Genomic DNA, 26,089 nt, shown 5'->3' with positions numbered 1-26,089 from the left:
TGCCGACCTCGCGGCGCTGCGCGCGGCCCGAGCACCACGCCGGCCACCGCATCCCGGGCTCATCCCGACCACCGACGGGGGTGGGGACCCCGTACCCCGCCCGGCCCCAGCACCGTGAGATGCTGTCGTTTTTTCTGTGTACGGGTCTGGGGATTCTGAGAACACGACTTTCCGCTGCGATTGCAACGAAATATGGCACCCCTGCCGCCTGGCTGGGATGCCGTTGAGGCTGCGTGTGAGGGCGTTCAGAGGGGCAGCAGCGCCCCGGGGCGGAAAACTCGCCCGGTGACTGTTACGTAGCGGTCCTGGGAGTAGAACTCCACCGACTGGCCCTTCCAGGTGCGTCGGAAACCGCGGCGCTCCGGGGCCGTGCCCCACACGTGCAGCCCGTCTCCCGACGGCGAGACCTCGACGTAGGAGCCGGCGTAGAACTCGAGCAGCTCGACCACTGCCTCGCTCGGTCGCCCATGGGCGTCCAGGCAGTGGTCCAGGTCGATGCACCCGATACCTCCGCCGAGCACGAAGCCGATTCGGCTGTCGCGCTTGCTCGCGGCCTGCCAGGTGTCCCAGGTCGATGGGTCGGTCACTGACGCCCACCGGCCGGTGGACGGGCAGATGGGGCGCTTGTGCTCGTCGTGGTTGACCCATCTCGGCATCGTCAGCATCTCTGCGGGTACGGGGCAGGCCTTGGCGGCGCGACGGCGGCGCTCGCGGTGCGCGGCTACGCGGCAGCGTGTCGAGCAGAAGCGGGTATCGGCCCGCTTCGAGCCGCTGATCTGGCGGTCGCACCCCGGCCTGCCGCATGTCCTCATAGACTCAAGTGTAACGGCTAATTCGTTGGAATAACAGGGATTTGGGGGTGTGGAAAGGTGGCAGGCAGGGGGCCGCAGCCCAAGGATCCGTCCAAGCGGGCGCGCCGTAACAAAGATCCGGAGCCGCTCAAGGTCCTACCCGCTGTGCCGGTCACCCAGCCGAGGTTGCCGACCATCTACGTCGACGTCACCGACGACGACGGGACGGTCCACAAGAAGCGCTTCCACTGGCCGGCCATCACCGAGCGCTGGTGGCGCATGTGGGCCGAGTCGCCGCTGTCGACTGACTACACCGACGTCGACTGGGCGTTCCTGATGGATACGGCTCTGCTCCACGCCCGCTACTGGAAGGGCGATGTCAGGCTCGGCCCCGAGCTGCGCCTGCGCGTCGCCAAGTTCGGCGCCACCCCCGAGGACCGCGCCCGCCTGCGCATCACCTTCGCCGTCGCCGATAGCGCCGAGGCAGGAGGCGCTGTTGAGGTCGCAGAGCCCGCCGCCGCGTCGGGATCGCGCTCGCGGGCTCGCTCGAAGGTGCTGCGCGTCGTCGACTGATGTAGGGGGTGCGGCCGGATGCCGTGGTCCCCGCTGGATGAGGATGATGAGTTCCCGACCCTGGGGTACGACGTCGCCGACTGGATGACTGACTTCCTCCTGCAGCCCGACTGCGACGAGCTGCTGCCCTTCGTCCCGACGCAGGAGGAGCTGGACTTCCTGGTGCGGCTCTACGAGCTCGACCCGCTTACGGGCAGGCGTGTGAAGTCCCGCGCGGTCCTCTCTCGTCCTCGTGGATGGGGTAAGAGCCCGTTCGTGGCGGCGGTCTGCTGTGTTGAGGCCATGGGGCCCGTGCTGTGCGATGGGTGGGATGCCGCCGGCCAGCCGGTGGGCGTGCCGTGGGCGACCAGGCGGACTCCGCTGGTGCAGGTCACGGCCACCACCGATGACCAGACCTCGAACACCTGGGCGCCGCTGCTGGAGATGCTGCGGGGCTCGCCGGCCCAGGATGAGTACGACGTCGACCCGCTGGACTCCTTCGTTACGATGCGCCGCGGCAGGATCGAGAAGCGGACCTCCTCGGCGACCTCGGTCAAGGGCGCCCGCGCCGTCATGGCGGTCCTGGACCAGACCGAGACTTGGGTGCCCAGCAACGGCGGCCCCAAGCTCGCCAAGACGCTGCGCAACAACGCCACGAAGCTCGGCGGTGTCACGATCGAGACTCCCAACGCCTACACGATCGGCGAGAACTCGGTCGCCGAGACGACGGCTCGCTACGCCGAGCAGATCAAGGCGGGCAAGGTCAAGGAGGCCGCTGCCAGGCGCCTCCTGTACGACCACAGGGCCGCGCCGCTGGACACCGACATCTCCGACCGCGACAGCCTCATCGAGGGCCTGCGCATCGCCTACGGCGACGCCTCAGCCGACCCACGCGGGTGCGCCATCCACGAGCCTGCTTGCTCACCGGGCTGGGTCGACATCGAGCGCACCGCCGACGACTTCTGGGAGACGGACAACGACCCCGCCGAGATGTGCGCCGACTTCCTCAACCAGATCGGCGCCGCCTCCGACGCCTGGCTGACCATGCCCGAGCTGCGCGCCATCGAGGACCACAGCAAGACCATCACCACCAACGAGCCCATCACCCTCGGCTTCGACGGCTCCGAGGGCCGCAAGATCGGCATCGCCGACTCCACGGTCCTCATCGGCTACTCGGTCACCCAGCAGCACCTGTTCAAGATCGGCGTCTGGTCCCAGCCCGACGGCCCCAAGGGCGAAGGCTGGCAGCCACCGCGCCTCGAGATCGAGCAGACCGTCCGGAAGACCTTCGAGCGCTACAACGTCGTCGGCTTCTACGCCGACCCCTCAGCCGGCTGGGCGCAGGACGTCAAGACCTGGGAGGCCGCCTACTCGCGGCGCCTGCGTGCCCGCATCAGCGCCGCCGAGCCCATCCGCTACCCCCAGCGCAATGTCTCAGCCACCTGCGAGGCCTTCGCCCAGTTGCTCTCCGCCATCCAGCAGGGCCGCGTCACCTACGACGGTGACCCGCAGATGACCGCTCACTTCCTCAACGCCCGGCGCTCACCACGCCAGGCGGGCTACGTGCTCACCAAGCCGGCCGATGACCAGGACTACTCCAAGATCGACGCCGCCTGGGGCGCCATGTTCGCCTACCGGGCGGGCCTGGACGCCGTCGGCAAGGGCGCCACTCGCCCGCAGCGACGACGCAAGCCCCGCCGGCTCTACGGATAGGGAGGACCATGAGCAAGACGCTCGACCAGTGGGTCACCTTCCTGACCTCCCGGATGGACGCCGCACGGCCCCGCGTGGACCGCCTGCGCGGCTACACCAACGGCAACGCGCCCCTGCCGGAGATGGGCCCCAACCTGCGCAAGTCCTGGGAGGCCTTCCAGCGACGCGCCCTGGCTAACGCCGGCGCGCTCATCGTCGACACCCTCGTCGAGCGCCTCATCCCCAACGGGATCCTGGTCGGAGAGTCCCCCGACGGCCCCCGAGCCGTCCGGGCCCGCCGCATCTGGCGGGACAACCGCCTCGACGTCGCTTTCAAGGACGCCGCCCGCGACGCCTTCACTTTCGGCACCGGCTACCTCCTGGTCACCCGAGACGACAACGGCGAGGCCGTCATCACCCGGGAAATGCCCGAGCAGCTCTACGCAGAGCCCGACCCCGTCCGCCCGTGGAAGGCGCTCGCGGCGGTCAAGGTCTGGCGGTCCGTGTCCGAGGGCGCCGACCACATGATCGTCTGGGTCGACGGGGTCAAGGCCACCTACTCCCGGTCCGTCTACAACGAGCGCAACCAGCTCATCAGCCGTGTGCAGGGTAGGTGGGACCTGGACGGCCTCGACGTCTACGACGGTGACCCGCCGATCGTGCTGCTGGGCAACAAGGACGGCATGGGGGAGTTCGAGGCTCACACCGGCCTCATAGACCGCATCAACACTGGGATCCTCTACCGCCTGGTCACGATGGCGATGCAGACCTACCGGCAGCGGGCCCTTAAGACCATCTCCACGGATCCTGGTACGGGCTTGCCCGAGGAGGGGCCCGACGGCGACGACATTGACTACCAGGAGATGTTCGAGCCGGGCCCGGGGGCGCTGTGGGAGCTGCCTCCTGGCGTCGAGATCTGGGAGTCGCAGACCGTTGACCTGACCCCGATGCTCAGTGCGGTCAAGGACGATTGGCGCGAGCTCGCCGCCGAGACCCACACCCCGGTCTCGGCGATGCTTCCGGACGCCGCCAACCAGTCTGCCTCCGGTGCCGAGCAACCGATGCAGCAGCTCGTCTTCAAGGCCCAGGACCGCATCCTGCGGTTCAAACCGGCCCTGGCGGTGATGCTCGTCAAGGCCCTGCAGGTCGAGGGAGAGTCCCTGGCGGGCGACACGGTCGAGGTCAAGTTCGCGCCGCCGGCCACCGTGACTATGACCGAGCGGTACGCGGCCGCGGCGCAGGCCAAGGCCGCCGGCGAGGCCCTGGAGACGATCCAGGAGAACATCCTGGGCTACAGCCCCGAGCAGATCGCCCAGGACAAGCAGAGGCGCGCGGAGGAGCAGCTCGCGCTGGCACTCAATCTGACCACCCAGCCGCCACCGACGACGTCGGAGGAGATGCAGCCGATCGGGAACGCGGACGCACCTGGCCTCCCGAGCCGGCGAACCGTCTGAGCGACGACATAGGGGGCGGGCATGGCTGACCTGGACCGCCTCGACGCTCTGGCACGCGCCTACGACGCCGCGGTCCACGAGATCCGTCAGGATCTGACAGCCTTCGCCTCCCAGATGTGGGCGTCCATGCCCGACTACCGGGACGAGGCCGTCGAGGCCATGGCGCAGGCCTTGGCCCCCAGGGTCCTCGCCGGCCAGCTCCAGACCGCCGAGCTGACCCGTGCCTACCTCATTGGCTGTGCCAGCGAGCTCGGGCTCACGGTCACCGTCCCCGCCATCGACCGGGAGGCGGTCACCGGGATGCGCGGCGTGGACCCGCTGACGGTCTACCAGCGTCCGGGCATGACCACGTGGACGGCACTGTCCAGGGGCAAGACGCTCGACCAGGCCGTCTCAGCCGGCGGGCTGCGGCTGACGCAGCTCATCGGAGGGGACCTTCAGAACGCCAAGCGCGTCCAGTCCCGCGACACGATGCGAGCCACCGGCGGCCGGTACTACCGGCGCATCCTGACCGGCCGCGAGAACTGCGCCCTGTGCGTCATCGCCTCCACTCAGCGCTACCACGTCGAGAACCTGCTACCCATCCATCCGGGATGCGACTGCAACGTCGGTCCCCTGCCCGCGGGCATGGCTGTGGAACAGGTCATCGACGAGGAGACCCTGGAGGCCGCCCACAAGGCTGTCGAGGCCCGCACCGGAGCCTCCGACCGGGGTGGCCGCCTGCCGGAGTACAAGGACATCATCCTGACCACCGAGCACGGCGAGTACGGGCCGGTCATCTCCTTCAAGGAGACGAGACAGGACCGCCGCAGGGCCTTGGCACCGAAGGCGTCGACGACGGGCGCGCACGCCAGTCCCCACAGCGCCGGGGAACCCAGGTGGCTTCGCCCCGGAGGCAGCGGGAAGGTCGACGTCCCGGAAGGAACGATCCTCCAGGACCACGAGGTACGCACTGCCCAGGCCCTGGCCGACCTCGGCCACACAGTTCGATTCCGCATGGTCGACAACACCCCCGGGGTCAAGAACCCCGACGTCGAGATAGACGGCGAGATCTGGGAGTTCAAGGCACCCAGGGGCGCCTCAGAGAAGAACACGATCTCCGACCAGTTCAAGAAGGCACGCAAGCAGGCGTCCCGCCTCGTCATCGACCTGCGCCGCTGCGGCCTCTCCGATGAGGTCGCGATCGAGCAGATCGAGCGCCGTTTTCGCGGGCAGACACGAATCACCCGCGTCATCGTCATCAGCCACGACGGCACGGTGGCAGCCTTCGAGCACCGGTGATACTCTGTTGGTGAAGGCGACAGGCGTCCCACCAGGGTGCGAAAGCACTGCGGGTCTCCCAGTCGCCTTCATCGCTGCCCCGAGGCAACGCCGCCTCCATCCGCTGAGACCCATCTCGGCCCACAAGCTTGCCCGCGCTCGCGGGCGCCCACCACCGGCCCCTACCGAAACGGCAGGGGCCTTTGTCATGCCCGAAACGGGAAGGAACCACCATGCACGTCAACACCCCCACGCCGTCCGCTGGTCAGACCGCTAATGGCGCCACCACTGTGGAGCCCACAAGACAGAGCGCCAGCAGCCCCACCGGCACCAGCCCCTCCGCTCAGGCGCCCCAGGAGACCGCAACGGTCGATTGGAAGGCCGAGGCGGAGAAGTGGAAGGCCCTGTCCCGGCAGAACGAAGAGCGGGCGAAGGCCAACGCGGACAAAGCCAAGCAGTTCGACGCGATCGAGGAGCAGTCCAAGAGCGAGATGCAGAAGCTCCTGGAGGCCAAGGAAGCCGCGGAGAAGCGTGCCGCCGCCGCTGAGACCGCTTCCCTCAAGGCCCGTATCGCCGCCTCCAAGGGCGTTGACGTGGATCTGCTCACCGGCACCACGCAGGAGGAGATCACCGCCTCCGCTGACCGTCTGCTCGCCTGGCGCGGCCCCGTCACCCCGCCGGCCTCCACCTCCTCGGCGGACGCCGGCCAGCGCGGGGACAACGTCGCCGGGCCCCGTCAGCTGACGCGCGAGGACCTCAAGGCGATGACGCCGGAGCAGATCAACAAGGCCCGTCGCGACGGGCAGCTCAACCAGATCATGGGCGTCTCCTGACGCCCCCTTCCCGAAAAGGAGCCACAGTGTCCACCAGCCACTTCATCCCCGAGGTATGGGCGGCCTCCATCCTCGAGAACTTCCGCAACAAGGCGGTCCTGACCGGCCTGGCCAACCGCGACTACGAGGGCGACCTCAAGGCCGGAAACACCGTCCACATCCCCGGCATCGTCGACATCCAGGTCAAGGACTACAAGACGGGTGTGGTCACCAAGCCCGGTGGAGGCGGCACCCTGCCGCGCACCACCGCGCCGGACGAGGTCTCCGACACCGGCATCGAGATCAAGGTCGACCAGGAGAAGTCCTTCGACTTCATCGTCGACGACATCGACGCCGCCCAGGCCAACCAGCCGGTCATGGACAAGTACTCCGAGTCCGCGGCCGCCGGCCTGGTCGAGGACGCCGAGACCTTCCTGACGACCATGACCCTGACCAGCGGCACCGCCGCCACCGGCCTGACCGCGCCGACCAACTGGGAGACGGCCTACGACGTCGTCCGTGGCCTGCGCCGCCGGCTGACATCGGCCAAGGTCCCCCAGGCCAACCGGACCCTGCTGGTCAACGCCGCCTTCGAGGAGTTCCTCCTCTCCGACGGCTCGAAGCTCACCGCCTTCGACAAGTCCAACACCACCGAGGGCCTGCGCGAGGCGGTCATCGGCCGTCTCCTCGGCTTCGACGTGGTCGTCTCCCCCTGGGTCGACGACTCCAAGCCCACCGCGGCCGGCATCTACACGCCGGCGTTGGCCTTCATCTCTCAGGTCAACAAGACCGAGTCCATGCGGGCGGAGAACAAGTTCGCCGACCGCGTCCGCGGCTTGCATGTCTACGGCGGCAAGATCACGCGCCCCACCGCCGTCCAGGTCTTCAAGGCGGCGTGACATGCGAGTCAAAGGAGACAACGGGCTGATCTTCGACGTCGTCGACACCGTCGCCACCGGCCTCATCGCCGCCGGCTACGTCGAGCAGGTCCCCGACGAGCAGACACTGCCCACCACCCCGGCCAGCAACGACGAGACCCCGGACAACGACCCGGACGCCGGCACCGACCCAGCCCCGCAGAAGCCGCCCAAGGGCGGCAAGACAACCTAACGAGGAGACGACGGAGAGGGGGCGGGGAAACCGTGAAGTTCGCGACCAAGGAAGCCGTGGCCCAGGCACTCGGACGGGACCTGACCGACGAGGAGAGCAAGCGCGCTGAGCACCTGCTGACCATCCTGTCGGCCAAGTTCTGCCAGGAGGCCCGAACCACCTTCACCCCGGTCACCTACACCCACCGGGTCAAGGTCAACGGGCGTCACGCCCGCCCCCAACGACTCCCCCTCATCGCCGTCACCTCCGTCGTCGACGACGACGCCCAGCCCGTACCGTTCACCCTCCGCCACGGATACGTCGACGTCGACCTCCCCTCTGACCGGTTCGTCACCATGACCTACCAGGCCGGCTACACCGAGGTCCCCGACGTCGTCGCCGCCCAGATCGCCGACTCCGTCGCCCGGATCCTTAAGATCGACCCCAAGGCCGCCGCCGGCGCCACCCAGGCCAGCACAACCACCGGCCCCTTCTCCCAGTCCGCGACCTTCGCATCCTGGACCATCGGCGGCCAGGCGATGCTCTCACCCGACGACATCGCCCTGGCCCGCCAGTACCGCCCCCGCCGAAACGGCAACGTCTGGGTGGCAGGCACACGATGAGCATCATCGACACCTTCCCCCGCAGCTGGGTCGTCGACGTCCAGGTCACTGGCCCCACCCACCGCAACGCCGACGGCTACCTGACCACCACGGGCGACCCGGTCACCATCGAAGGCTGCCTCCTGGCCCCCGGCAGCTCCGACGCCACCGGCGTGACCTCCCGGGCCACCGTAGAGGCCCCCGACGACACAGCCACCCTCTACACCCCACCAGACGCACGGATCCGCCAACGCGACACCGTCACCGTCCCCACCACCCACGCGCTCGCGGGCAGATGGACGGTCGAGGCGACTCCGGCCCCATACCCCCTGGGTCTGGCCGTCCCCCTCGCAAGGAGATGAGCCGTGTCCACGAGCTTCAAACCCAACAGCGCCGGTATCGCCGCCCTCCTGGTCTCCGGACCGATGCAGGCAGCCATGCTCGCCGCCGGCCAAGACGTCGCAGCCGAGGCCGCCCGCCGCGCCCCCAGAGCCTCAGGCGCCCTGGCCGCCTCCTTCCACACCGAGTCCACCACCGCCACCATCAAGACCAGAGGCGGCACCAGCCGCCGCGCCTCCGGCCGCGTCATCGCCGACGTCCCCCACGCCGCCGCCACCGAGTTCGGCCACGCCACCCAGGCCGGTACTCCCGTACCCGGCGCCCACACGCTCGGCCTCCTCGCCGCCGCCCAGTCCGCCCGAGGCAGGAGACGCACATGACCACCTTCACCGACCCCGTCGCCGTCCTACGAGCCGCCACCACCCAGGCCACCGCAGCCCCCACCACCAGGATCCTGGACGCCACCTTCACCACCGGCCCCATGCCCCTGGCCCACGTCCACCTCCTCAACACAGGCCCCACCGACGACGTCGACCGCACCGACACCATCGGCATCGACATCTACGCCACCACCCCCACCGGCCCCCACCAGGACGGCGCCACCGCGCTCGCGGAGCGTCTGCTGTCCGCCCTGGGTGAGTCGCCGGTGGTGACCAGTGAGGGCTTCGTGGACTCCGTGGAGGTGACGAGCTGCCTGGGGGTGCGCCCTTACTTCGAGGCGGTTGAGGTCGTCTCGATGGTCCTGTCCGTCACTCACCGTCCGCTCACCTGACCCCGCTCCGAAAGGAACTCGCCTCATGGCAACCACCACCATCGCCGCGCTGAAGAAGAAGCACAACCGGCGTGGCAACGTCCGCAAGGGTCTGAACGCCGTCGCGTTCCTGGCTCCTACCACCGTCGATCTGCCCGATGCCCTGACCGACGCCGGTGGCCAGCTCAAGGAGCTGCCTGCCGGCTGGCTGCCGGTCGGCCTGCTGACCAAGGACGGCATGGCGTTCTCCGCCGACGCCAGCGTCGAGGAGGTCGAGGCGCTCGGCTACGTCGAGTCCGTGCGCACCGACCTGGTCAAGGCGCCCAAGACCGTCAAGTTCAGTGTGCTCGAGCCCTACCGCAAGCACCTGCAGCAGCTCGTCTACGGCGTCGACCTCTCCCAGGTCAAGGCCAACAAGGACACCGGCGAGATCGTCTTCGACGAGGCCCCGTTGCCCCTGCTCGAGGAGTTCCGGCTGCTCGCCATCATGTCCGACGGCCCTGCCGACGACGAGTGGCTTGTCGGCCGGGGCTTCCCCCGCGTCAAGCTCGGCACGATCCCTGAGGAGGCGTGGAAGTCGTCCGACCCGGTCCAGTTCGACCTGGAGCTCTCCGTGTTCTCCGACGAGGTCCTGGGCACGCCCTGCCGCCACTACCTGGGCGGTACTGGTGCGATCAAGCACCTGGACGCCATCGGCTTCGAGAAGGCCGCCTGAGCCCGGCCTCTCGCCTCATCGTCGAGCCGGCGGCCGCTGATCTCCCCGGCCGCCGGCTCGACCACCACCCCACACGGGAGATCCCGCACGCAAGGAGGAACCCGTGCCCGCACTGACCAAGACCATCACGACCGACAACGGTGAGGACCTCACCCTCGAGCGCGTCACCGACGACCCCGCCGAGATCACCACCCTGCGCGCCTCGGGATGGGAGCAGGTCTCCGACGACACCGATGACGAGGCCGGATCGGGCCCCAAACCCACTCCGCCCGCACCGCCCGTGCCGGCAGCTTTGACCAACGCCCTCACCAAGCTGTCCTGACCACCAACCACACAAGGGAGATCACCCATGACCACGAAGCCGACCCTGACCCTGTCCGCCCTGGAGAAGATCGACGGCGCCGCCGACCCGGAACCCTTCACCCTCGGGCTCAAGTCCAAGATCGTCACCTTCCCCGACCCCTTCGCACTGAGCATCGAGGAGAGCGAGAGCCTCATGGCCGACCTTGAGGGGACCACGTCGATCAAGGCGACCCTGAACCGGTGGCTCAGCGAGGAGGACGCCGAGCTCGTCATCAAGAGCCTCAGCGTCCGCAAGACCCGAGTCCTGCTCGCACAGGTCAGGAAGCACTACGCGTCGTTCCTGGGCGACGAGGGGGAAGGCAGCGCCTCCGCGACCGCCTGACCCGGTACCGGAGGCCCATCACCCAGGACCTCGCGGAACAGGGCTGGGACATGCCCGCCCTGTTCCGCGCGCGGCGCTGGACCTTCCTGCTCGACCTCATCGACGGACTGCCCAGCCACTCGCGCACCATCTCAGCCATCCTCAACGACACCGACCGGGCCGGGCTGATGGCCGAGACGATCCTCGCCCAGGAGGACGAGGACGACGACGTCGGGGAGGAGAGCACCTCTCTGGTCGGTCAGACCCCAGAGGTCCGCATACTCCAGGACATCGCCGACATCCTCATCGCCACAGCCGGAGGCAAGGAGACCTACCCCCGGCCCGTACCCATCGTGACCGCCGTCGTCGAGGAGATGCGTACCTCCCAGACGCTGGCGGCCGCGAACGGCGTCATCGCCGTCCTGACCCCCTGGGCGCTCGAGTAACCCGCCCCATAGGGGCACCACGCAGCTCACGAGAGGTGGTGGTGCCCCCATGGCAGGCTTCCAGGCAGGCACCGTCTTCGTCGACGTCGTCCCCTCCATGAAGGGCTTCCTCAAGGAGATCAACGCCGACGTCAAGGCCCAGATGCCCACGGCCGGCAACGAGGCGGCCCGCTCCTTCGCTGACGCCTTCAAGAAGACCACCTCCACCACCGGCGCCGACATCGCCAACTCCTTCGCCGACCCGCTCGGCAAGACCACCGCCCGCCTCAAGCAGGAGGCAACTGCCGCCGGCCAGGCGCTCGCCTCCGCCCAGAAGGAGGTCGCCGCCTCCTCGGGCAACCTGGCACAGGCCCGCAGTCGCGAGGAGGCCGCCGCCAAGTCCCTGGTCACCGCGGAGAACACCCTCCACCAGGCCCGTTCCTCAGGCAACACCGCCCAGATCGCACGCGCCGAGGAGGGCTACGCCCAGGCTCTGGACCGCTCCAAGGCGGCGAACAAGGCCGCGGACCAGGCCGCAGCCGACCACTCCCGGGCCATGGGCAAGGTCGAGACCGCCGCCCGCGACACGGACCAGGCCGTCGGCGCCCTGGCCTCCAAGACGGGCAAGACCAAGCGTGAGGTCGCCGAGGCCAACCCCGCGCTGAAGACATACGCCACCAACCTCGACCACGTCGACACAGCTGCAGAGAAGGCCGGCGCGGCCACCGCTCAGACGGGCGCCAAGGTCTCCTCCATCAGTTCCTTGGCCCGCTCAGCGATCGCTCCAATGCTCGCCCTCGGCGCGGCCGTCGGAATCGGCGGCTTCGCCTCAGAGGCCATCGAGGCGTCCGACGCCACCGACAAGTTCGTCTCCACGCTCCAGTTCTCCGGCCTGGACACCTCGACCATTGACCGGCTCAAGGAGTCTGCCCAGAAGTACGCTGACGAGACCGTTTACGACCTGGCCGATATTCAGCAGATCACCGCACAGCTGGCGTCAAACGGCGTCGACGGATTCGACAAGCTGGCAGAGGCGGCAGGCAATTTAAATGCTGTCGCAGGCGGAAATGCGAACACTTTCAAGTCCGTCGGAATGGTCATGACCCAGACCGCCGGGCAAGGAAAGCTGACGACGGAAAATTTTAATCAACTTTCCGATGCCATTCCTGGTGCTTCTGGAAAAATCCAGAAGGCCCTGCTCGATATGGGCGCCTACACCGGCAACTTCAGGGACGCGATGCAGAAAGGGGAGATCTCGGCTGACGAGTTCAACGCCGCGATCCTCCAGCTCGGCTCCGACGAGACGGCGGTCGCGGCCGCCAGGTCCACCAAAACGATCGAGGGCGCCGCAGGCAACCTCCAGGCCACCGTCGTCGGCGCGATCAAGGACCTCATCGACTACGTCAAGCCTGCCATCACCGGTCTGATGGGGTGGCTGGCCGATGCCATCGGCGGATCCGTCACCTGGATCAAGCAGCACAAGGATGAGATGCAGGCCCTCGCCATCGGCGTGGGCGTCGCCGTCGCCGCGTACGCGGGCTTCTCCATCATCCCCACGGTCATCGGCTGGATCAAGGGCCTCACCCTGGTCCAGCACGGCCTGAACGCGGCGTTCAAGGCCAACCCCATCGGATTCGTCGTCACCGCGATCGCCCTGTTGGTCACCGGCCTGGTGCTCCTGTACAAGAAGAACGAGGCCTTCCGCCTCAAAGTGCAGGAGCTCGGCAGGACCGTCGTCGAGATCTGGCAGCAACACATTCAGCCGGCCATCTCGGCTGTATGGGAGTGGATCTCCGGGACCCTGCTTCCCGGCATCCAGTCGGTCTGGGACCTTCTGACGAAGGGTGACTTTGACGGGAACCTGTTCGGGTTGGAGGAGGACTCCGCGGTCATTGATTTCCTCCTCAGTGTCCGCGACACCGCGATCGAGGTATGGGGATGGCTATCCGGCACTCTTATCCCCGGCATTCAGTCGATCTGGAATCTCCTAACGAAGGGTGACTTTGACGGGAACCTGTTCGGGCTGGAGGAGGACTCTGCGTTCGTCGACTTCCTCCTCACCCTGCGTGAGGGGGCGATCGCGACCGGGGAGGCGATCTCGAACGCCTGGACCAACGTCATCCAGCCGGCCCTGTCTGACCTCTGGTCATGGGTCACGGGGACCCTGGCGCCGGCGCTAGCGAACTTCTGGACCGGTGTGGTCCAGCCTCTCTGGAACGGGTTCGCCACCGTGGTCTCTACGGCCTGGACGAGCGTCATCTCGCCGGTGCTGAGCGGCCTGTGGTCGTTCATCTCGAACGTGCTGATCCCGGTGCTCCAGTTCCTCTGGACGAACGTGGTCCAGCCTCTCTGGAACGGGTTCGCCACGGTGGTCTCCACGGCCTGGAACTCGGTGATCTACCCTGCCCTGTCCGCCCTGTGGGGTTGGCTGACGACTTCCCTGGTGCCGGCGCTGCAGGGGCTGTGGAACACGGTCCAGCCCGTGTGGCAGTCGATCTCCTCGGTGATCTCAGACGCCTGGAACTCGGTGATCTATCCGGCTCTGTCGGCATTCTGGGGGTGGGTCAAGAACACGCTGGCGCCCGCGCTCCAGGAGTTCTGGACCAGCGTGGTTCAGCCCGTGTGGTCAGCCGTCTCTAACTTCATCGCCTCTGCCTGGGCCAACGTCATCTCCCCGGCTCTGTCGGCGATGTGGTCGTTCATCACCGGGGTGCTTGTACCGATCATCCAGTTCCTGTGGGCCAACGTGGTGCAGCCGGTCTTCCGGCTCATCGGCGCGGCGATCCAGACCGCCTGGGAGTGGGTCATCAAGCCTGCGCTCATGGGGCTGTGGGCATTCATCTCGAACGTCCTGGCACCGATCTTCACCTTCCTCTGGAATAACGTCGTCAAGCCGGTCTGGCAGGGTATCTCCACGACCATCTCCACGGTAGTGAACTTCCTGTCTAATACCGTCTTCCCGAAGATCAAGACCGCGATCGACAACGCCAAGTCCGGTTTCGATACCTTCAAGTCGGGCGTACAGACGGCGATGAACGCCATCAAGGGCGCCGCAGCGACACCGATCAACTTCGTGATCGGCACGGTTTATCGCGACGGCATCAAGAAGGCGTTCGACACGATTGCGGAGAAGGTCGGCCTGTCCTTGCGCCTGCCGAGCGTGAGCACGATCCCGGGGTACGCCTCGGGTGGTCAGTGGCGGACAATGACGCCCGGCTACACGCCGGGCAGGGATGTGTTCACCTTCTTCTCACCCGACGGCGGCGGCTCCCTGCGCTTGTCGGGTGGAGAGGGGATCATCCGGCCGGACTCGCTGCGGGCCCTGGGCGGCAAGCCTTGGCTGGATCGGGTCAACGCCTCCCGGGGCAAGGGCCTGGCCAATGTCGGTGACACCGGCACAAGACGCGGCCAGGTCGCCTTCGCCAAGGGAGGTATCTGGGACCGCGTCAAGGGATCGGTGTCCTCGTCGATCAGCTGGGTGAAGAACACGGCCTCGGCGGTCGCGGACATAGTCTCTGACCCGATCGGTGCGGTCACTAACCTGGTGATCTCCCCAGCGAAGGAGCTCCTCAAGTCTGTCGGCTCGAGCTTCTGGGCGCAGACGGTGGGCGCGATGCCGCCCTTGTGGTTCGAGTCGCTGAAGAACCTCTTCAAGTCCAAGACCGAGGAGGCAGGCCTGTCCGGCGGCTCCGGCTTGGTCGGGGCCGCACGCAAGGCAATAGGTGTGCCCTACGTCTGGGGTGGCAGCTCGATCCCACCGGGTCTGGATTGCAGCGGCCTGGTCTACTGGGCTGCGAAGCAGCTCGGACTGGGCTGGCCGAGGCTGACTGCGGCCGGATACCAGTCCGGGTCGACGCCGATCTCATGGAACGCGGCCGTGCCCGGCGATCTCCTGTTCTGGGGTTCACCGGCGCACCATGTCGCCATCTTCGCCGGCGGCGGCAAGATGGTTGAGGAGCCTCGGGAGGGGCTGTCCGGCCGTGAGATCTCCATCTGGGGCTCCCCCACGGTCGGCCGCTACGGTGGCGCCCGGAAGTACGACGCCGGCGGCTGGCTGCCCCCGGGTGCGCACACCGCGGTCAACCAGACCCGCAGCCGGGAGGCGGTCCTGACCGCACGGCAGTGGTCGGATGTCTCCAAGCTCGCCGCCCAGGGGGCCTCGAACGAGGCTCTGCTGGCAGGTCTGGACGGAACTGAGGTCCGCCTCGTCGTCGATGACTCCACGGCACTGGACGCGCATGTTGAGGTTATCGCCGCCGGGGTCCTGGATCGCCGCGCACGGACTCTGGGAAGGGGACGACGCTGATGACCCGGACGAACCTCCTGCTCAACGGGGCATTCAGAAGCGGAGTGACCGGCTGGACTGCCGAGCAGGCGACGATCTCCGCAGACTCCGGGCGGATGCGGGTGATCCCGTCGTCGAGCTCGTGGACAGTGTCCTCGGACTCGACGCCGGTGACCCCGGGCCAGTGGGTGTCCCTGGCTGCGGACATCACCGCAGGCGATTCCACGGTGGACCTGTGCCTACGGTTTGCCGGCACAGACGGCCCGGCACCGAGGGCGTCCGCTCCCGCCGGGAGCACGGGCCGCGTCGTCGTGACCGCGCAGGCACCGGCTGGCGCCACCACGGTGCAGGCTGCCCTGTCCGCTTCAACCGGCGGCGTGGCTGCCGCCTATCCTCCGCTCTCGTCTCGGGACGCGTGGGAACTGGGAGCGGCGGTCCAGGCCGCTGACGGGGTCGCCGCCGGGGCCTGGGTCGTGCCAGCAGGGGCCGATGTGTCTGATGGGAAGGCGACTGTCACCGGGACTCTCAGCATGGGCGTCCCAGCGGCGGCTGTCGCCGGCCACACCCTGGGCCTGTCGTGGAGCGCCTCAACGACCGTGGCTGGAGCCCTCGTCCAACGAGGCGGCTTCTATGGTGTCACTGCCGACGGCATTCTGAAGAAGTCCTACCTCGCCAGGGGCTTCCAGGGGCTGACGGATACGGAGACCACCTATCAGGACTCCGTCACCATTCCTTCAGCCGAGACCCTGGCTGAAGACGGCGTCGAGGTCGTCTACCCGGTCGTCTTTCTTGCGGCAGGGGCGACGTTCACCCGCGTCGAGGTGGTGGACGAGACCACCCAGACCCTCTGGGCAGACAACACGATCCTCCAGCTCGGGGACGCGCAGGGGGACGTATCGGACACGTCCTTCTTCGACGGCGACACCCGTCCGGTCAGGATCGGCGACACCGGGAAGGCATTGGTCTACTCCTGGACCGGGGTGCCGGGAGGCTCTCCGTCGCGTGAAGAGGTCGGCCGGTGGCCGATCTTCACCCTGACCGCGATCATCCCCGACGGGGACGCCCCAGTCGTGCAGGTGATCGTGCCTGGCCTCTATGCACGATCGGGAACCCAGGTGAGAGTCACCGGCCACGCCGAGAACGGGTTCTCCTGGACGGTGCGTGGCAGTGGCAGCATGGGCAACGACTCCCAGCTGGTGCTCGGTGACGCGCTTGCACCCGTCAACACGCCGTTGACGTACCGTATCGTGCGGTCTTGGGACGGGCAGACGGTCGAGTCGACGCCGGTGACACGCCCGTGGTCGGGGCGGTCTCTGATGACCGACGTCATCGGGGGCGGCCGTCTGGACCTGATCTGGCAGGGAGACGACTCTCGTGCGCCGGACCAGCGGATCACCGCTCATGAGATCCCCGGGCGCCCAACCCCGGTGTTGGCCTTCGCCCCAGTCATGGGGGCTGGCACGGTCTCGCTGACGGCCCGCACGAGTGGGGCTCACACGCAGACGATGACAGCTCTGGCCGCCCGCCCGACTATCGCGCTCCTGTTCCACAATCCCGCCAGGTGCTTCCAGTGCCGCCGCGGGGTCTGCGACGTACCGCTGACGACGGTCATGGCCCTGACTTCAGTGTCGCAGGCACGCACGCCCCGCCAGGATCAAGCGGAGCGTGCCTGGACCATCAAAGGAACCATCTGCTCGGTCCCGGAGCCGCAGCGCATCGTCGGCCTGTCCGTCTGGGACGACTTCGACGCGGCGGCTCTGACCTGGGTACGCCTCGACGCCATGGACCTGTCCTGGGACGACTTCGACGCCACAATCTGGCAGGAGGTCCGGTAGCCGATGCTCCAGCGCCCCAAGATTCCCGCCGAAGCCCTGAGCAGCGCGTTCTCCTGGGAGGCTCGCGTGGACTCATGGCTCGGCCAGACCTGGCTGGGCCGGGTGCCCGTCAAGGCCGGATCCGTCACCTGGACGACCAGCCAGCAGGTCCAGGGCACCCTGAGCCTGACAGTGCCCAGGATCGGCGCCGTCAGCCAAGATGAAGGAGCCCGCGACTGGACCCCGCTCGCGCCTGACTCCCCGCTCGCGACTATGGGACAGGTCCTCCATGTGCAGGTGACCGTCGCTTCCCTCGTCTCCACCGACCGATGGGACATCCCCCTCGGCCGTTTCCTCATCACCCAGTGGGAGGTCGGGGCAACCGATATCCGCATCACGGGCAAGTCACTGTTCCAGCACCTTGAGGACGACCGCCTCACCTCACCGACCGTCCCCTACTCGGGCGGCACACTCGCCTCCGAGCTGCGCCGCCTGGTGGGAGGCCACATGGGCGTCATCGTCAGTGACACTCTCACCAACCGGCCCTGTCCCTCGATGTCCTGGGGAGAGTCCCGCATCGACGCCGTCTACGAGATCGCCGACGCCTGGCCGGCCCGCCTGCGCGAGGGCCCCGATGGGGTCCTCTACGTCCTCCCACCCGTTCCGGCTATTACCGAGCACCCGGAGACAACCCTGACCGACGGCGACGCCGGCACCGTCATCGGCGTCACCCGCCAAGGCTCCCGCGCCGGGATATTCAACCGCATCGTCGCCCGAGGACAGGAGCAGGACGATGCTGGGCAACCGCGCTTCCAAGCCATCATCGACCAGACCACCGGCCCCCTACGCACCTCCGGCCCCTACGGCATCGTCACCAGGTTCTTCAGCTCACCCCTCATCACCTCCAAACAGGCGGCACTCAACTCCGCCACCACGATGCTCGCAACCTCAGTCAGACAGAAGACCACGGTCCCCGTCACCCACACACCGAACCCGACTCTCACTCTGGACACCCCGGTCGAGCTCATCACCGCCAACATCGACGGCGCAGCCACGATCACCCAGTGGGGAATCGTCACTTCAACCGAGATCCCCCTCGTCTACAGCGGGACGTCACGCTCCGACGTCGAGGTGGTGACCACATCATGAGCCTGCCCATCCTCGACCTCCTCAGCTCCGCGCCAGCAGACGAAGGACCACGCCCAGGATCCGACCGCGCCATGATCGCCGTCGCCCGCGTGCTCGACGTCGCCAACGGCGGCACCACAGTCACCGTCTCTCTCCTCGGCTCCGCGGGCATCACCCTGCCAGCCACCGCCTCCACCTGGACAGGCGTCGAAACTGCCTACGTCCTCCTCGACCCCGACACCGGACGCCCGATCCACGTCCTCGGCCCAGCCCCAGCCCCCAAGACCGGCCCGATGTCCTTCAGCCCACCCGAGGCCACCACCAACACCGTCACCTGCACCGCCCACCCCACCTGGACCGGCACCCACGCCCCAACCGGATGGAACCGCTTCGGCGCCGCCATTGTCGGCCACCCTCGTGACCTCAGCCAAGGAGACGCCGGCACCGGCACCCTGACAGGCCTAGCCACCTACGGCCAACAGATCCCCGCCATCGGCACCACCAGCATCACCCGGGCCATCCTCACCGCAGTAGGCAACGGCGCCAACCCCAACACCTGGAACGCAGTCCTCCAATGCGCCACCTACACCGACGCCGGCCCCCAACCCACAGGCCCCCAGGCCACCGGAACCATCACCAGCAACCAAACCAGCAGCATCGACATCACCGCGCTCGCGGCCGGCCTGCTTGCGGGCCAGGGAATCGCTCTGGTGGGCGCCGTCTACGGCGGTATCCGCGGGCAAGGCGAATCGATGGTGCTATCCCTGGAGTGCGAGGTTGAGTCATGAGCGGCGGTTGGTCGGTGTGCGGCCTGTGCGGCGTCGTTGTCGCTGACATTCCTGGTCACGTCTATTGGCACGAGACTGGCGTACTCGAGATCGTGGAAGCCCTCCAACACACACCAAAATCCGATGCGGGAGAAAACACCCGAACAGACGAGTCAGAGACAACAGATTCCACGACCACCCCCTCAGAGGGAGAGGAGTAATCGCATATGCCATCGATCGACGTCAGAGGCCATCTGGTGCCAAATGGGAGCGAGCCAGCATCCCGCCAGTCACTTCTGGACTTCTCTCAGTCCGTCCCTTCAGTCAAAGCCTGCGACTCAGAGACAGCAGCTATCCAGCACATCAATGCCCTCAAGGCTGCCGGAGTTAAGATCACTGAGAGCAACCCCGTATTCGTGTGGCGCTCAGACATCAGAGCGCTTCTGGTGTGGGATGGTCTTCGCTGGGCAGGAACCAGCCGGTTTCGCATCGAGACCCAACAGACCGGAGACAGCGGAATCGCCTACAGCCAGCCAGGTCCGAACGAAATCATGATCCTGCAGACCGGTCGACTCTCCAATGGAACGTACGGACACGCAAACGGAGCCGGATTCTTTTCATTCCAACCGTTCCCACAGCCATTCCCAAAGGCCTGCCTAACAATCAACATCACCAAACTATACAACAATAGCGGGAAATTTAAATTTATCTCTAATGCTGTACCCATGGTAGACAGGCTAGACAGGACCGGGTTTCGAGTAATGTTTCCCGGCGAGAAGCAATCCACCGCACACTCACTCATGTGGCAAGCCATCGGCTACTGACAACCAGTCAGTCAACTCTCCCCGCGCCAGCCTGGTGGCGGGGTTTTCTGTACCCAGAATCAGGAAGGATTCGCATGTCTGTCGCGTCAGTCGCAGCCCGCATCGCACGTCGTATCTGCGATGTGGAGGATGTTGGTTACTCGCAACCGGGCCGTAGAACGTGGTACTCGGTGGCGGACTGGGAGGGTCACGTCAAGAGCCCGCAGAATGCTGACTGCTCGTCGTTGGTGTGCGGGGCCGTCAATTATGGTTTGCATGATGCTTTTGGTGTCCCATGGGGGCACAAGGCTCTGCTCGAGATTGATGATTTCTGGACGGGCAATATGAGGGGCGGCCTGGAGGCCCGAGGCTTCCAGGAGGTGCCCTGGGAGGACGCCAACCTTTACCCGGATGGTGGTTTCCAGACCGGCGACGTTGTCCTCTCGGTGGCCAGCGAGGGAGGCCAGGGGCACGTCATCATCATCACCGACGCCGCCAACGACCTCCTCAGCGAAGCCTGGATCGCCGAGGACGGCAGCATTGACGGCTACCTAGGGGATCAGACCGGGGGTGAGACCAGAACCGTCCCCTACAGCACGCACCCGTACACCAGGTCGGGGGCTTGGACGAGCTGCCACCGTTTCGACAGCGACCGGTTCATGGCCCAGTGGCCGGAGTTCGCCAAGACGACCTCGACGCCCAAGCCCACGCCGACCCCCACGCCGGCGACGCCGTCGGTGCCGGCTCATGCTCACGGCATTGACGTCTCCTCCCACCAGGAGGGAATCGACATCGCGGACCTGTGGGCGGACTTCGTGATCGTGAAGTGCACTGAGGGCGATGGGTACACGAACCCGTGCATGGGCGCGCAGGCCCAGGCGACCTTGAGCAGCGACAAGAGATTGGGGCTCTATCACTTCGCGCGTCCCGGCGACGTCTCCGACCAGGTGCGGTACTTCCTGGCCGCTGCCAGGCCCTATCTCGGGCGGGCGACCTTGTGGCTGGACTGGGAGGACGACGCCCCGGCCCAGGGACCGGGGTGGGCTCTGGCTTGGCTCGACGCCGTGGCAGCTGCTACCGGCACGACGCCGGGCATCTACATGAACGGCTCCACTGTCAACGACTACGACTGGGCTGGCGTCGCCGCGAGGTACCCGCTGTGGTACGCCGACCCGACGAACTACAACACCACCTACATCGGCTACATCGACCCGGCCGTCCCCTTGCTTCGGTTCTGGGGGCAGCCGTTGATTCACCAGTACTCCCAGAGGGGGCGCCTGGCCGGCTACGGCGGGGAGCTGGACTTCAACCGGCTGCGCGACCGCGCTACCTGGGACCGGATGGTCGGCGGCGGCCAGGTCAACGCCCCGGCCCCGGCCGCGTCCGCGGCGCAGGCGAGCCCCTACACCGGCAAGTGGAATCGGTCGGACGGCCAGGGCGAGCTTGTCTGCAACGGGGTCTTCGGGCCCGCGACGATTGGTCGCCTCCAGCAGGTCATGGGCACGCCCGTTGACGGGGCCCTGGACGACGACGGTAGCCCTGCGATCGAGAGGCTCCAGGCGTTCCTGAACTCCGCGGTGCCGGCGGACACGCAGGTCGCGCTGAACGACTCGCCAGCGCTCGACGTCGACGGCGTGCTCGGCCCGGACACGTGGCGCACGCTCCAGTACCTCATCATCGCCTGGCACAAGGAGTACCTGCCCCCGGACTGGGAGTTCGGCGACTGGGTGGACGGGGAGGCCGGCCCGGCGACCATTGGCGCCCTCCAGCGCGCACTCAACAACTCCAGGGCTGGCTCCGGCCGCCTCTGGTGACCATCTACCGAAAGGACTAGCCGTGAAGGCACTCTTCTCTGACCCGTTCGTCACTACCGTCGTCCTGGGGGTTCTGTGGCCCCTCATTCAGGCGGCCCTGGACCGCCCCTGGTGGACCCGAGGCCGCCGCGTCACCCTCGTCATCGTAGCCGCCATTGTCCTGACGACCGGCGCGTGGGCCATCAGCGCCTACCCCCTGGCCGTCGAGACCTTGGCCGCCCAGACCGGCCGCTTCCTCGGCTTCGCCTGGCTCGCGTTCCAGGCCCTGTCCCACATCAAGATCCACGGCATCACCGTGATCGAGTGGGCCGGAATCCTCACCCCCGGCGGCGAAACCCGCACCGACTACACTCCCCGCCACGCAACCGGCGCCCAGGGTGGGACGGAGCTCTGATGAACACCGTCATGCCGTCGCACCCCTTCGTGGAGATCTTCTCCTCGCAAGAGGTCGCGGCGGCGGCGGGCGTCTTCATCCTGGCCGTCATCGGCCTGGCCACGATGGGCGTGCGCTGGGCGCGCGCCTGGGTCGAGACTCAGATCGGAGCCCTGCACTCACAGGTCGCTGAGGTGGGGGACCGAGCCAAGGGAGCCAGAGAGGCAGCAGAGCAGGCAGTGGATGCCACCACCAACAGTCACGGCACCCACATCCGCGACGACCTCGACGAGGTACGAGACGCCGTAGACACGATCCTCAGACGGATGGACGCAGCCGAGCTCGCCCGGATCGAGGAGCGCGACACTCGCGAAAGACGGGACCGCCGTGCCGAGGACCAGATTGACGGGATGCGCGATGACATCCGCAGCCTGACCGCCTCGGCCGAGCGCGCCCACGCCCGCCTCGACGAGCGAGTCACTGCGTTGGAGGCAGCCAGATGATCGCCGACGCCATCGCCCGCGCACTCACTCAGTGGACGCCAGAGGATCCTGCCTCCTGTGACCCCGCGTGGGCCGAGACGATGCGCCAGGACCTCGAGCAGGCCCAGAAACTGATCGCAGAAGCCCTCGCCAACCTCAGCCAGCCAGGTTCATGATCTGTACCGTCCAGGCTAGATTGGGGCCCCTCCAGCCGTTGGCTGGAGGGGCCCCAATCTCGTCTTGCTGTCCGGGAGACTCTCCACAGTCCGCCGATAGCCTGCTCCTCACACTCAACCAATGGCTACACAACGGGCCACACCCTCTCTGTAGTATGCGAACGACACGCTGGCACCACCCGCACGATTCCAAAGGAAAGTCAACGCCTCCCTGATTGATTGCATGAGTCATCGCCGGACTTTTAATCCGAAGGTCGTGGGTTCGAGCCCCACAGGGGGTACCGCACCGGCCTCGGCCCCGGAAGAGACCGGGGCCTTCTTCATACCCGGGGCGCCGGCAGCATCGCACTCACGCCGCCCTACCGGGACATACTTTCGGGCTACGTGATGGTTGCGGAAATCCGGTGAGCTCAGATGGCAACAATCCAGGCGGGGCGGACGCCTCGACCAGCGGGAACGGGAGAGAACGCCCGCGTTGAGCCTCGCTTGATTGACACCACCCAGATAACCGGATGCGAGTACTGATTACGCAGCCACAGCAACACACCCAGGCACGAGGACCGCACCTTGCGGATCGCGGACTGCTCCGGGGACTCACCATCCAGCCTCCGCGGCAGCTCAGTCATTTTCCGCTTGCGGCGGCGTCGAGCACGCGACCGACGTAGCTGCCGAACTTCTCGGTGATGCTGCCGTGGTCATCGTCGGGCCATTCGCTCCAGATATGGCCGAAGCCCGCCGAGCGGTAGTAGGCCAGGCTGTTGCGGGCGTGCCCGCTGCCGTCGAATCCGTCGAGGCTGTTGGCGGGCACATCACGCGTCCCGGTCACCCAGTTCAGCCAGAGCCGTTCCTTAGCGCCTGAGGAGAACGCCGCTTGCTCCTCGGGCGCGTCGCCGCCCCCGAAGAGCAGGAAGCCCCCGCCCGCCATGCGCTCGGCGTAGGCCGGGAAGAACCACTGGCTGATGAACTCCGAGCCGCCGGAGTAGCCCACGAGCCAGACCCGATCCATGGTGGCGCCGCACTCGGCAACCACGTAGTCGAGCGCCTGCTCCAGGTAGCGGACCTTACCGTCCTGATCCTCCATCCACCAGGTTCCGTCGTCTCCGGGAGCGCGCACCGAGACCACGTCGTACCCGCGAGCGCTCGCCGCCTCGACGATTCCCCCGGCGCCGGCCAGGCCACCGCGGGACCTCTCGTCCTGGTCCTGGTTCCCCTGGCTGTGAAAGGACTGCCCGTCGCCGTCGAGGTAGACGACCAGTCCGACCGGTGCTCCCGTAGTCGCGTAGAAGATGCAGTCGGAGGTCTCGTCCTCGTCATCGGTGTAGGAGAACGCAGCGGGAACCGACAGGTCACCCGACGTCGGCCGCAGACTCGGCGCAGCACCGTCCCCGCGCGAGCGCAGGTACGGCGGCGGAGTCGAGTGCGTTGCCGCTCGCTGCGGACCCCGAGAGGCGCAGCCGGCCAGGATGAGGCCCGCCATCGTACCGGTCAGGGCTCGCCGAGAGAGGTGCGCCGCCACGCTCTCCACCCACCTTCCCGATCACCGTCAGCCACTCGACGGTAGCACCGGCATCCCGGTTCCGCTCGGCCGGAGCGAGGGCTGAACCACCGTGCCACCGGCGCCGCTCACCAAGGCGGGTAGGGGCTCAGCGCGGGAGCGCGGCACCTTCAACACCCAAGAGCGCGCGCCGAATGCCGCCTCACGCGACGCCTCAGGCGGGAGTGCCCTGACTGCCCTGACCTCCCTTGGCCCCGCGACCGCGGCCTCCACGTCCACGGGAGCCGCCGCTGCGGCCAACCCGACCGGAGGACTGCCCAGCGCCCTGCTCGCCGCTTCCGCCACGTCGCTTCGCACTGCGCCCGCCTTGCCCAGCATTCCCGCCGCGCCCGCCGCGCGCTCCCCCGCTGCGGCCACCCCGGCCGCCCTGACCACCCTTGGCCCCGCGACCGGACCGGCCGCGCGCCGCTTCTCCGTGGCCGTGCCTCGGACGCCCGGTGGAGGCCCGCCCGCTGGGGCTGCCGCCCTTGATGGCCACGCCCTCGGGCATGTCCTCCAGCGCGACGGCCTCGGCGACCTGCCCCACGAGGGCGGACACGGCGTCGTCGTCGGGACGGATGCGCTCGATGTCCGCTCGGATCCGCGCCTTCTTGAGCAGGACCTGAACATCGTGCTTCTGCTCGGGCAGGACCAGGGTGATGACGCTCCCGGCGGCCCCGGCGCGCGCGGTGCGGCCCGAGCGGTGTAGGTAGGCCTTGTGCTCGGCGGGCGGGTCGACGTGGACCACGAGCTCGACGCCGGAGACGTCGATGCCCCGGGCGGCGATGTCGGTGGCGACCATGACGTGCACCTGCCCCGTGGAGAAGGCCCGCATGGCGCGCTCGCGCGCGTTCTGGCTCATGTTGCCCTGCAGCTCGACGGCCGGAATCCCGGCCTGGACGAGCTTGCGGGCCAGGCGCCGGGCGAGGTGCTTGGTGCGGGTGAACAGGATGCGCTGTCCCTCCCCCGAGGCCAGGCGCCGCACGATGCCGTCCTTGGCGGTCTTGTCCGCGACCATCCACACACGGTGGGTCATGGCGTCCACGGGCGAGGTCGAGGGGTCCACGGAGTGCTGCAGCGGGTCGTGGAGGAACTCCTTGACCAGGGTGTCCACGCCGTTGTCCAGGGTGGCGGAGAACAGCAGGCGCTGGCCGCGCTGCGGGGTGGCGCGCAGGATGCGGCGGACGTTAGGCAGGAAGCCGAGGTCGGCCATGTGGTCGGCCTCGTCCAGGACGGTGATCTCGACCTCGTCGAGGCTGACGAGTCCCTGCCCCATGAGGTCCAGGAGCCGGCCGGGGCAGGCGACGACGACGTCGACCCCCGCCTTGAGGGCCTTCTCCTGGGGCTTGGCGGAGACCCCGCCGAAGATGGTGGTGACGTCCATGTCGACGACGCGGGCCAGGGGCTCGATGACCTCGGCGATCTGGAGGGCGAGCTCACGGGTGGGGGCCAGGACCAGGCCGATGGGGTGGCCGGGGCGGGCCTTGTCCTGCTGCGCCAGACGCTGGACCAGCGGCAGGCTGAAGGCCAGGGTCTTGCCCGAGCCGGTGCGGCCGCGGCCGAGCACGTCACGCCCGGCGAGGGTGTCGGGCAGGGTGGCGGCCTGGATGGGGAAGGGCGTGGTAAAGCCGCGGGCGTCGAGGTCGGCGGCGAGGTCTGAGTCCACGCCGAGGTCGGCGAAGGTGGGCTCACCCGCGGCCGGGGTCTTCCCGGAGGCGAAGCGGTGTGAGGCGGAGGTGCGGTGTGCGGCCACGAGGATCCTGTCGT

At 67.7% G+C, this 26,089-nt stretch carries 27 protein-coding genes and 1 tRNA gene; 25 read left to right on the top strand and 3 right to left on the bottom strand.

Going from position 1 to position 26,089, the window contains the following annotated elements; all coding sequences use genetic code 11:
- Positions 1-245: 245 nt before the first annotated feature.
- Positions 246-812, bottom strand: a complete 567-nt coding sequence (locus FK267_RS04880; RefSeq protein WP_141406488.1) for a DNA primase — start codon at positions 810-812, stop codon at positions 246-248.
- Between the two features lie 57 nt (positions 813-869).
- Here FK267_RS04880 and FK267_RS04875 point away from each other — a divergent pair, with 57 nt between their 5' ends.
- From FK267_RS04875 to FK267_RS04765, 25 genes are all read left to right on the top strand, one after another.
- Positions 870-1,364, top strand: coding sequence for a phage terminase small subunit (locus FK267_RS04875; protein WP_444876266.1), 495 nt, complete (start codon positions 870-872; stop codon positions 1,362-1,364).
- Positions 1,365-1,382: 18 nt separating this feature from the next.
- Entirely contained in the window at positions 1,383-3,056 is a 1,674-nt protein-coding gene (locus FK267_RS04870) for a terminase (RefSeq protein WP_141406486.1), read from the top strand.
- An 8-nt stretch (positions 3,057-3,064) separates the two neighbouring features.
- A complete protein-coding gene (locus FK267_RS04865) occupies positions 3,065-4,489 on the top strand; it encodes a phage portal protein (protein WP_198498132.1) in 1,425 nt (474 codons plus the stop codon).
- A 21-nt stretch (positions 4,490-4,510) separates the two neighbouring features.
- Positions 4,511-5,770 (top strand): CdiA C-terminal domain-containing protein, encoded by a 1,260-nt coding sequence (locus FK267_RS04860; RefSeq protein WP_141406485.1) that lies wholly within the window; start codon positions 4,511-4,513, stop codon positions 5,768-5,770.
- A 212-nt stretch (positions 5,771-5,982) separates the two neighbouring features.
- Positions 5,983-6,582: a hypothetical protein gene (locus FK267_RS13405; RefSeq protein WP_170198597.1), complete on the top strand. Its 600-nt coding sequence runs from the start codon at positions 5,983-5,985 to the stop codon at positions 6,580-6,582.
- A 26-nt stretch (positions 6,583-6,608) separates the two neighbouring features.
- Positions 6,609-7,460 carry a phage major capsid protein gene (locus FK267_RS04855; RefSeq protein ID WP_170198596.1) on the top strand — a complete coding sequence of 284 codons (852 nt, stop codon included), beginning with the start codon at positions 6,609-6,611 and terminating at the stop codon, positions 7,458-7,460.
- Position 7,461: 1 nt separating this feature from the next.
- Positions 7,462-7,671, top strand: coding sequence for a hypothetical protein (locus FK267_RS04850; RefSeq protein WP_141406483.1), 210 nt, complete (start codon positions 7,462-7,464; stop codon positions 7,669-7,671).
- Between the two features lie 32 nt (positions 7,672-7,703).
- On the top strand, positions 7,704-8,273 hold the full coding sequence (locus FK267_RS04845) for a hypothetical protein (protein ID WP_141406482.1): 570 nt from the start codon (positions 7,704-7,706) through the stop codon (positions 8,271-8,273).
- On the top strand, positions 8,270-8,614 hold the full coding sequence (locus tag FK267_RS04840) for a hypothetical protein (RefSeq protein ID WP_141406481.1): 345 nt from the start codon (positions 8,270-8,272) through the stop codon (positions 8,612-8,614). The genes FK267_RS04845 and FK267_RS04840 overlap by 4 nt, the downstream gene beginning before the upstream one ends.
- A gap of 3 nt (positions 8,615-8,617) precedes the next feature.
- On the top strand, positions 8,618-8,971 hold the full coding sequence (locus FK267_RS04835; RefSeq protein WP_141406480.1) for an HK97 gp10 family phage protein: 354 nt from the start codon (positions 8,618-8,620) through the stop codon (positions 8,969-8,971).
- Positions 8,968-9,363: a hypothetical protein gene (locus tag FK267_RS04830; RefSeq protein WP_170198595.1), complete on the top strand. Its 396-nt coding sequence runs from the start codon at positions 8,968-8,970 to the stop codon at positions 9,361-9,363. Before FK267_RS04835 ends, FK267_RS04830 begins: the two co-directional genes overlap by 4 nt.
- 25 nt (positions 9,364-9,388) lie before the next feature.
- Positions 9,389-10,057 carry a hypothetical protein gene (locus FK267_RS04825; RefSeq protein ID WP_141406478.1) on the top strand — a complete coding sequence of 223 codons (669 nt, stop codon included), beginning with the start codon at positions 9,389-9,391 and terminating at the stop codon, positions 10,055-10,057.
- A gap of 103 nt (positions 10,058-10,160) precedes the next feature.
- Entirely contained in the window at positions 10,161-10,379 is a 219-nt protein-coding gene (locus FK267_RS04820; RefSeq protein WP_141406477.1) for a hypothetical protein, read from the top strand.
- Between the two features lie 27 nt (positions 10,380-10,406).
- Positions 10,407-10,742, top strand: a complete 336-nt coding sequence (locus tag FK267_RS04815; RefSeq protein ID WP_141406476.1) for a hypothetical protein — start codon at positions 10,407-10,409, stop codon at positions 10,740-10,742.
- 50 nt (positions 10,743-10,792) lie between these two features.
- Positions 10,793-11,167 carry a hypothetical protein gene (locus FK267_RS04810; protein WP_141406475.1) on the top strand — a complete coding sequence of 125 codons (375 nt, stop codon included), beginning with the start codon at positions 10,793-10,795 and terminating at the stop codon, positions 11,165-11,167.
- Positions 11,168-11,216: 49 nt separating this feature from the next.
- On the top strand, positions 11,217-15,452 hold the full coding sequence (locus FK267_RS04805; protein WP_141406474.1) for a tape measure protein: 4,236 nt from the start codon (positions 11,217-11,219) through the stop codon (positions 15,450-15,452).
- Complete coding sequence (locus FK267_RS04800; RefSeq protein ID WP_141406473.1) at positions 15,452-17,266, top strand: hypothetical protein; 1,815 nt, start codon at positions 15,452-15,454, stop codon at positions 17,264-17,266. Before FK267_RS04805 ends, FK267_RS04800 begins: the two co-directional genes overlap by 1 nt.
- A gap of 3 nt (positions 17,267-17,269) precedes the next feature.
- On the top strand, positions 17,270-18,394 hold the full coding sequence (locus tag FK267_RS04795; protein ID WP_141406472.1) for a hypothetical protein: 1,125 nt from the start codon (positions 17,270-17,272) through the stop codon (positions 18,392-18,394).
- Entirely contained in the window at positions 18,391-19,161 is a 771-nt protein-coding gene (locus FK267_RS04790) for a hypothetical protein (RefSeq protein ID WP_141406471.1), read from the top strand. The genes FK267_RS04795 and FK267_RS04790 overlap by 4 nt, the downstream gene beginning before the upstream one ends.
- A 206-nt stretch (positions 19,162-19,367) precedes the next feature.
- On the top strand, positions 19,368-19,964 hold the full coding sequence (locus FK267_RS04785) for a gp53-like domain-containing protein (RefSeq protein ID WP_141406470.1): 597 nt from the start codon (positions 19,368-19,370) through the stop codon (positions 19,962-19,964).
- Between the two features lie 74 nt (positions 19,965-20,038).
- Positions 20,039-21,757 carry a GH25 family lysozyme gene (locus FK267_RS04780; protein ID WP_141406469.1) on the top strand — a complete coding sequence of 573 codons (1,719 nt, stop codon included), beginning with the start codon at positions 20,039-20,041 and terminating at the stop codon, positions 21,755-21,757.
- Positions 21,758-21,779: 22 nt separating this feature from the next.
- Complete coding sequence (locus tag FK267_RS04775) at positions 21,780-22,151, top strand: hypothetical protein (RefSeq protein ID WP_232622510.1); 372 nt, start codon at positions 21,780-21,782, stop codon at positions 22,149-22,151.
- Entirely contained in the window at positions 22,151-22,633 is a 483-nt protein-coding gene (locus FK267_RS04770; protein WP_141406468.1) for a hypothetical protein, read from the top strand. Before FK267_RS04775 ends, FK267_RS04770 begins: the two co-directional genes overlap by 1 nt.
- Entirely contained in the window at positions 22,630-22,788 is a 159-nt protein-coding gene (locus tag FK267_RS13400) for a hypothetical protein (RefSeq protein WP_170198593.1), read from the top strand. Before FK267_RS04770 ends, FK267_RS13400 begins: the two co-directional genes overlap by 4 nt.
- 205 nt (positions 22,789-22,993) lie before the next feature.
- A tRNA-Lys gene (locus tag FK267_RS04765) sits at positions 22,994-23,069 on the top strand.
- A 341-nt stretch (positions 23,070-23,410) separates the two neighbouring features.
- Here FK267_RS04765 and FK267_RS04760 read toward each other — a convergent pair.
- Complete coding sequence (locus tag FK267_RS04760) at positions 23,411-24,265, bottom strand: alpha/beta hydrolase (RefSeq protein ID WP_141406656.1); 855 nt, start codon at positions 24,263-24,265, stop codon at positions 23,411-23,413.
- 232 nt (positions 24,266-24,497) lie between these two features.
- On the bottom strand, positions 24,498-26,075 hold the full coding sequence (locus tag FK267_RS04755) for a DEAD/DEAH box helicase (protein WP_141406467.1): 1,578 nt from the start codon (positions 26,073-26,075) through the stop codon (positions 24,498-24,500).
- Positions 26,076-26,089: the final 14 nt, after the last annotated feature.

Source organism: Actinomyces oris (assembly GCF_006546825.1).
Lineage (GTDB): Bacteria > Actinomycetota > Actinomycetes > Actinomycetales > Actinomycetaceae > Actinomyces > Actinomyces oris.
This window is presented reverse-complemented; position numbering and strand designations above follow the sequence as displayed.

Coding starts and splice junctions, on each gene's coding strand:
- FK267_RS04880 (WP_141406488.1), bottom strand. CDS start 812: ATGAGGACATGCGGCAGGCCGGGGTGCGACCGCCAGATCAGCGGCTCG.
- FK267_RS04870 (WP_141406486.1), top strand. CDS start 1,383: ATGCCGTGGTCCCCGCTGGATGAGGATGATGAGTTCCCGACCCTGGGG.
- FK267_RS04865 (WP_198498132.1), top strand. CDS start 3,065: ATGAGCAAGACGCTCGACCAGTGGGTCACCTTCCTGACCTCCCGGATG.
- FK267_RS04860 (WP_141406485.1), top strand. CDS start 4,511: ATGGCTGACCTGGACCGCCTCGACGCTCTGGCACGCGCCTACGACGCC.
- FK267_RS13405 (WP_170198597.1), top strand. CDS start 5,983: ATGCACGTCAACACCCCCACGCCGTCCGCTGGTCAGACCGCTAATGGC.
- FK267_RS04850 (WP_141406483.1), top strand. CDS start 7,462: ATGCGAGTCAAAGGAGACAACGGGCTGATCTTCGACGTCGTCGACACC.
- FK267_RS04840 (WP_141406481.1), top strand. CDS start 8,270: ATGAGCATCATCGACACCTTCCCCCGCAGCTGGGTCGTCGACGTCCAG.
- FK267_RS04830 (WP_170198595.1), top strand. CDS start 8,968: ATGACCACCTTCACCGACCCCGTCGCCGTCCTACGAGCCGCCACCACC.
- FK267_RS04825 (WP_141406478.1), top strand. CDS start 9,389: ATGGCAACCACCACCATCGCCGCGCTGAAGAAGAAGCACAACCGGCGT.
- FK267_RS04815 (WP_141406476.1), top strand. CDS start 10,407: ATGACCACGAAGCCGACCCTGACCCTGTCCGCCCTGGAGAAGATCGAC.
- FK267_RS04810 (WP_141406475.1), top strand. CDS start 10,793: ATGCCCGCCCTGTTCCGCGCGCGGCGCTGGACCTTCCTGCTCGACCTC.
- FK267_RS04805 (WP_141406474.1), top strand. CDS start 11,217: ATGGCAGGCTTCCAGGCAGGCACCGTCTTCGTCGACGTCGTCCCCTCC.
- FK267_RS04800 (WP_141406473.1), top strand. CDS start 15,452: ATGACCCGGACGAACCTCCTGCTCAACGGGGCATTCAGAAGCGGAGTG.
- FK267_RS04795 (WP_141406472.1), top strand. CDS start 17,270: ATGCTCCAGCGCCCCAAGATTCCCGCCGAAGCCCTGAGCAGCGCGTTC.
- FK267_RS04790 (WP_141406471.1), top strand. CDS start 18,391: ATGAGCCTGCCCATCCTCGACCTCCTCAGCTCCGCGCCAGCAGACGAA.
- FK267_RS04785 (WP_141406470.1), top strand. CDS start 19,368: ATGCCATCGATCGACGTCAGAGGCCATCTGGTGCCAAATGGGAGCGAG.
- FK267_RS04780 (WP_141406469.1), top strand. CDS start 20,039: ATGTCTGTCGCGTCAGTCGCAGCCCGCATCGCACGTCGTATCTGCGAT.
- FK267_RS04770 (WP_141406468.1), top strand. CDS start 22,151: ATGAACACCGTCATGCCGTCGCACCCCTTCGTGGAGATCTTCTCCTCG.
- FK267_RS13400 (WP_170198593.1), top strand. CDS start 22,630: ATGATCGCCGACGCCATCGCCCGCGCACTCACTCAGTGGACGCCAGAG.
- FK267_RS04760 (WP_141406656.1), bottom strand. CDS start 24,265: ATGGCGGGCCTCATCCTGGCCGGCTGCGCCTCTCGGGGTCCGCAGCGA.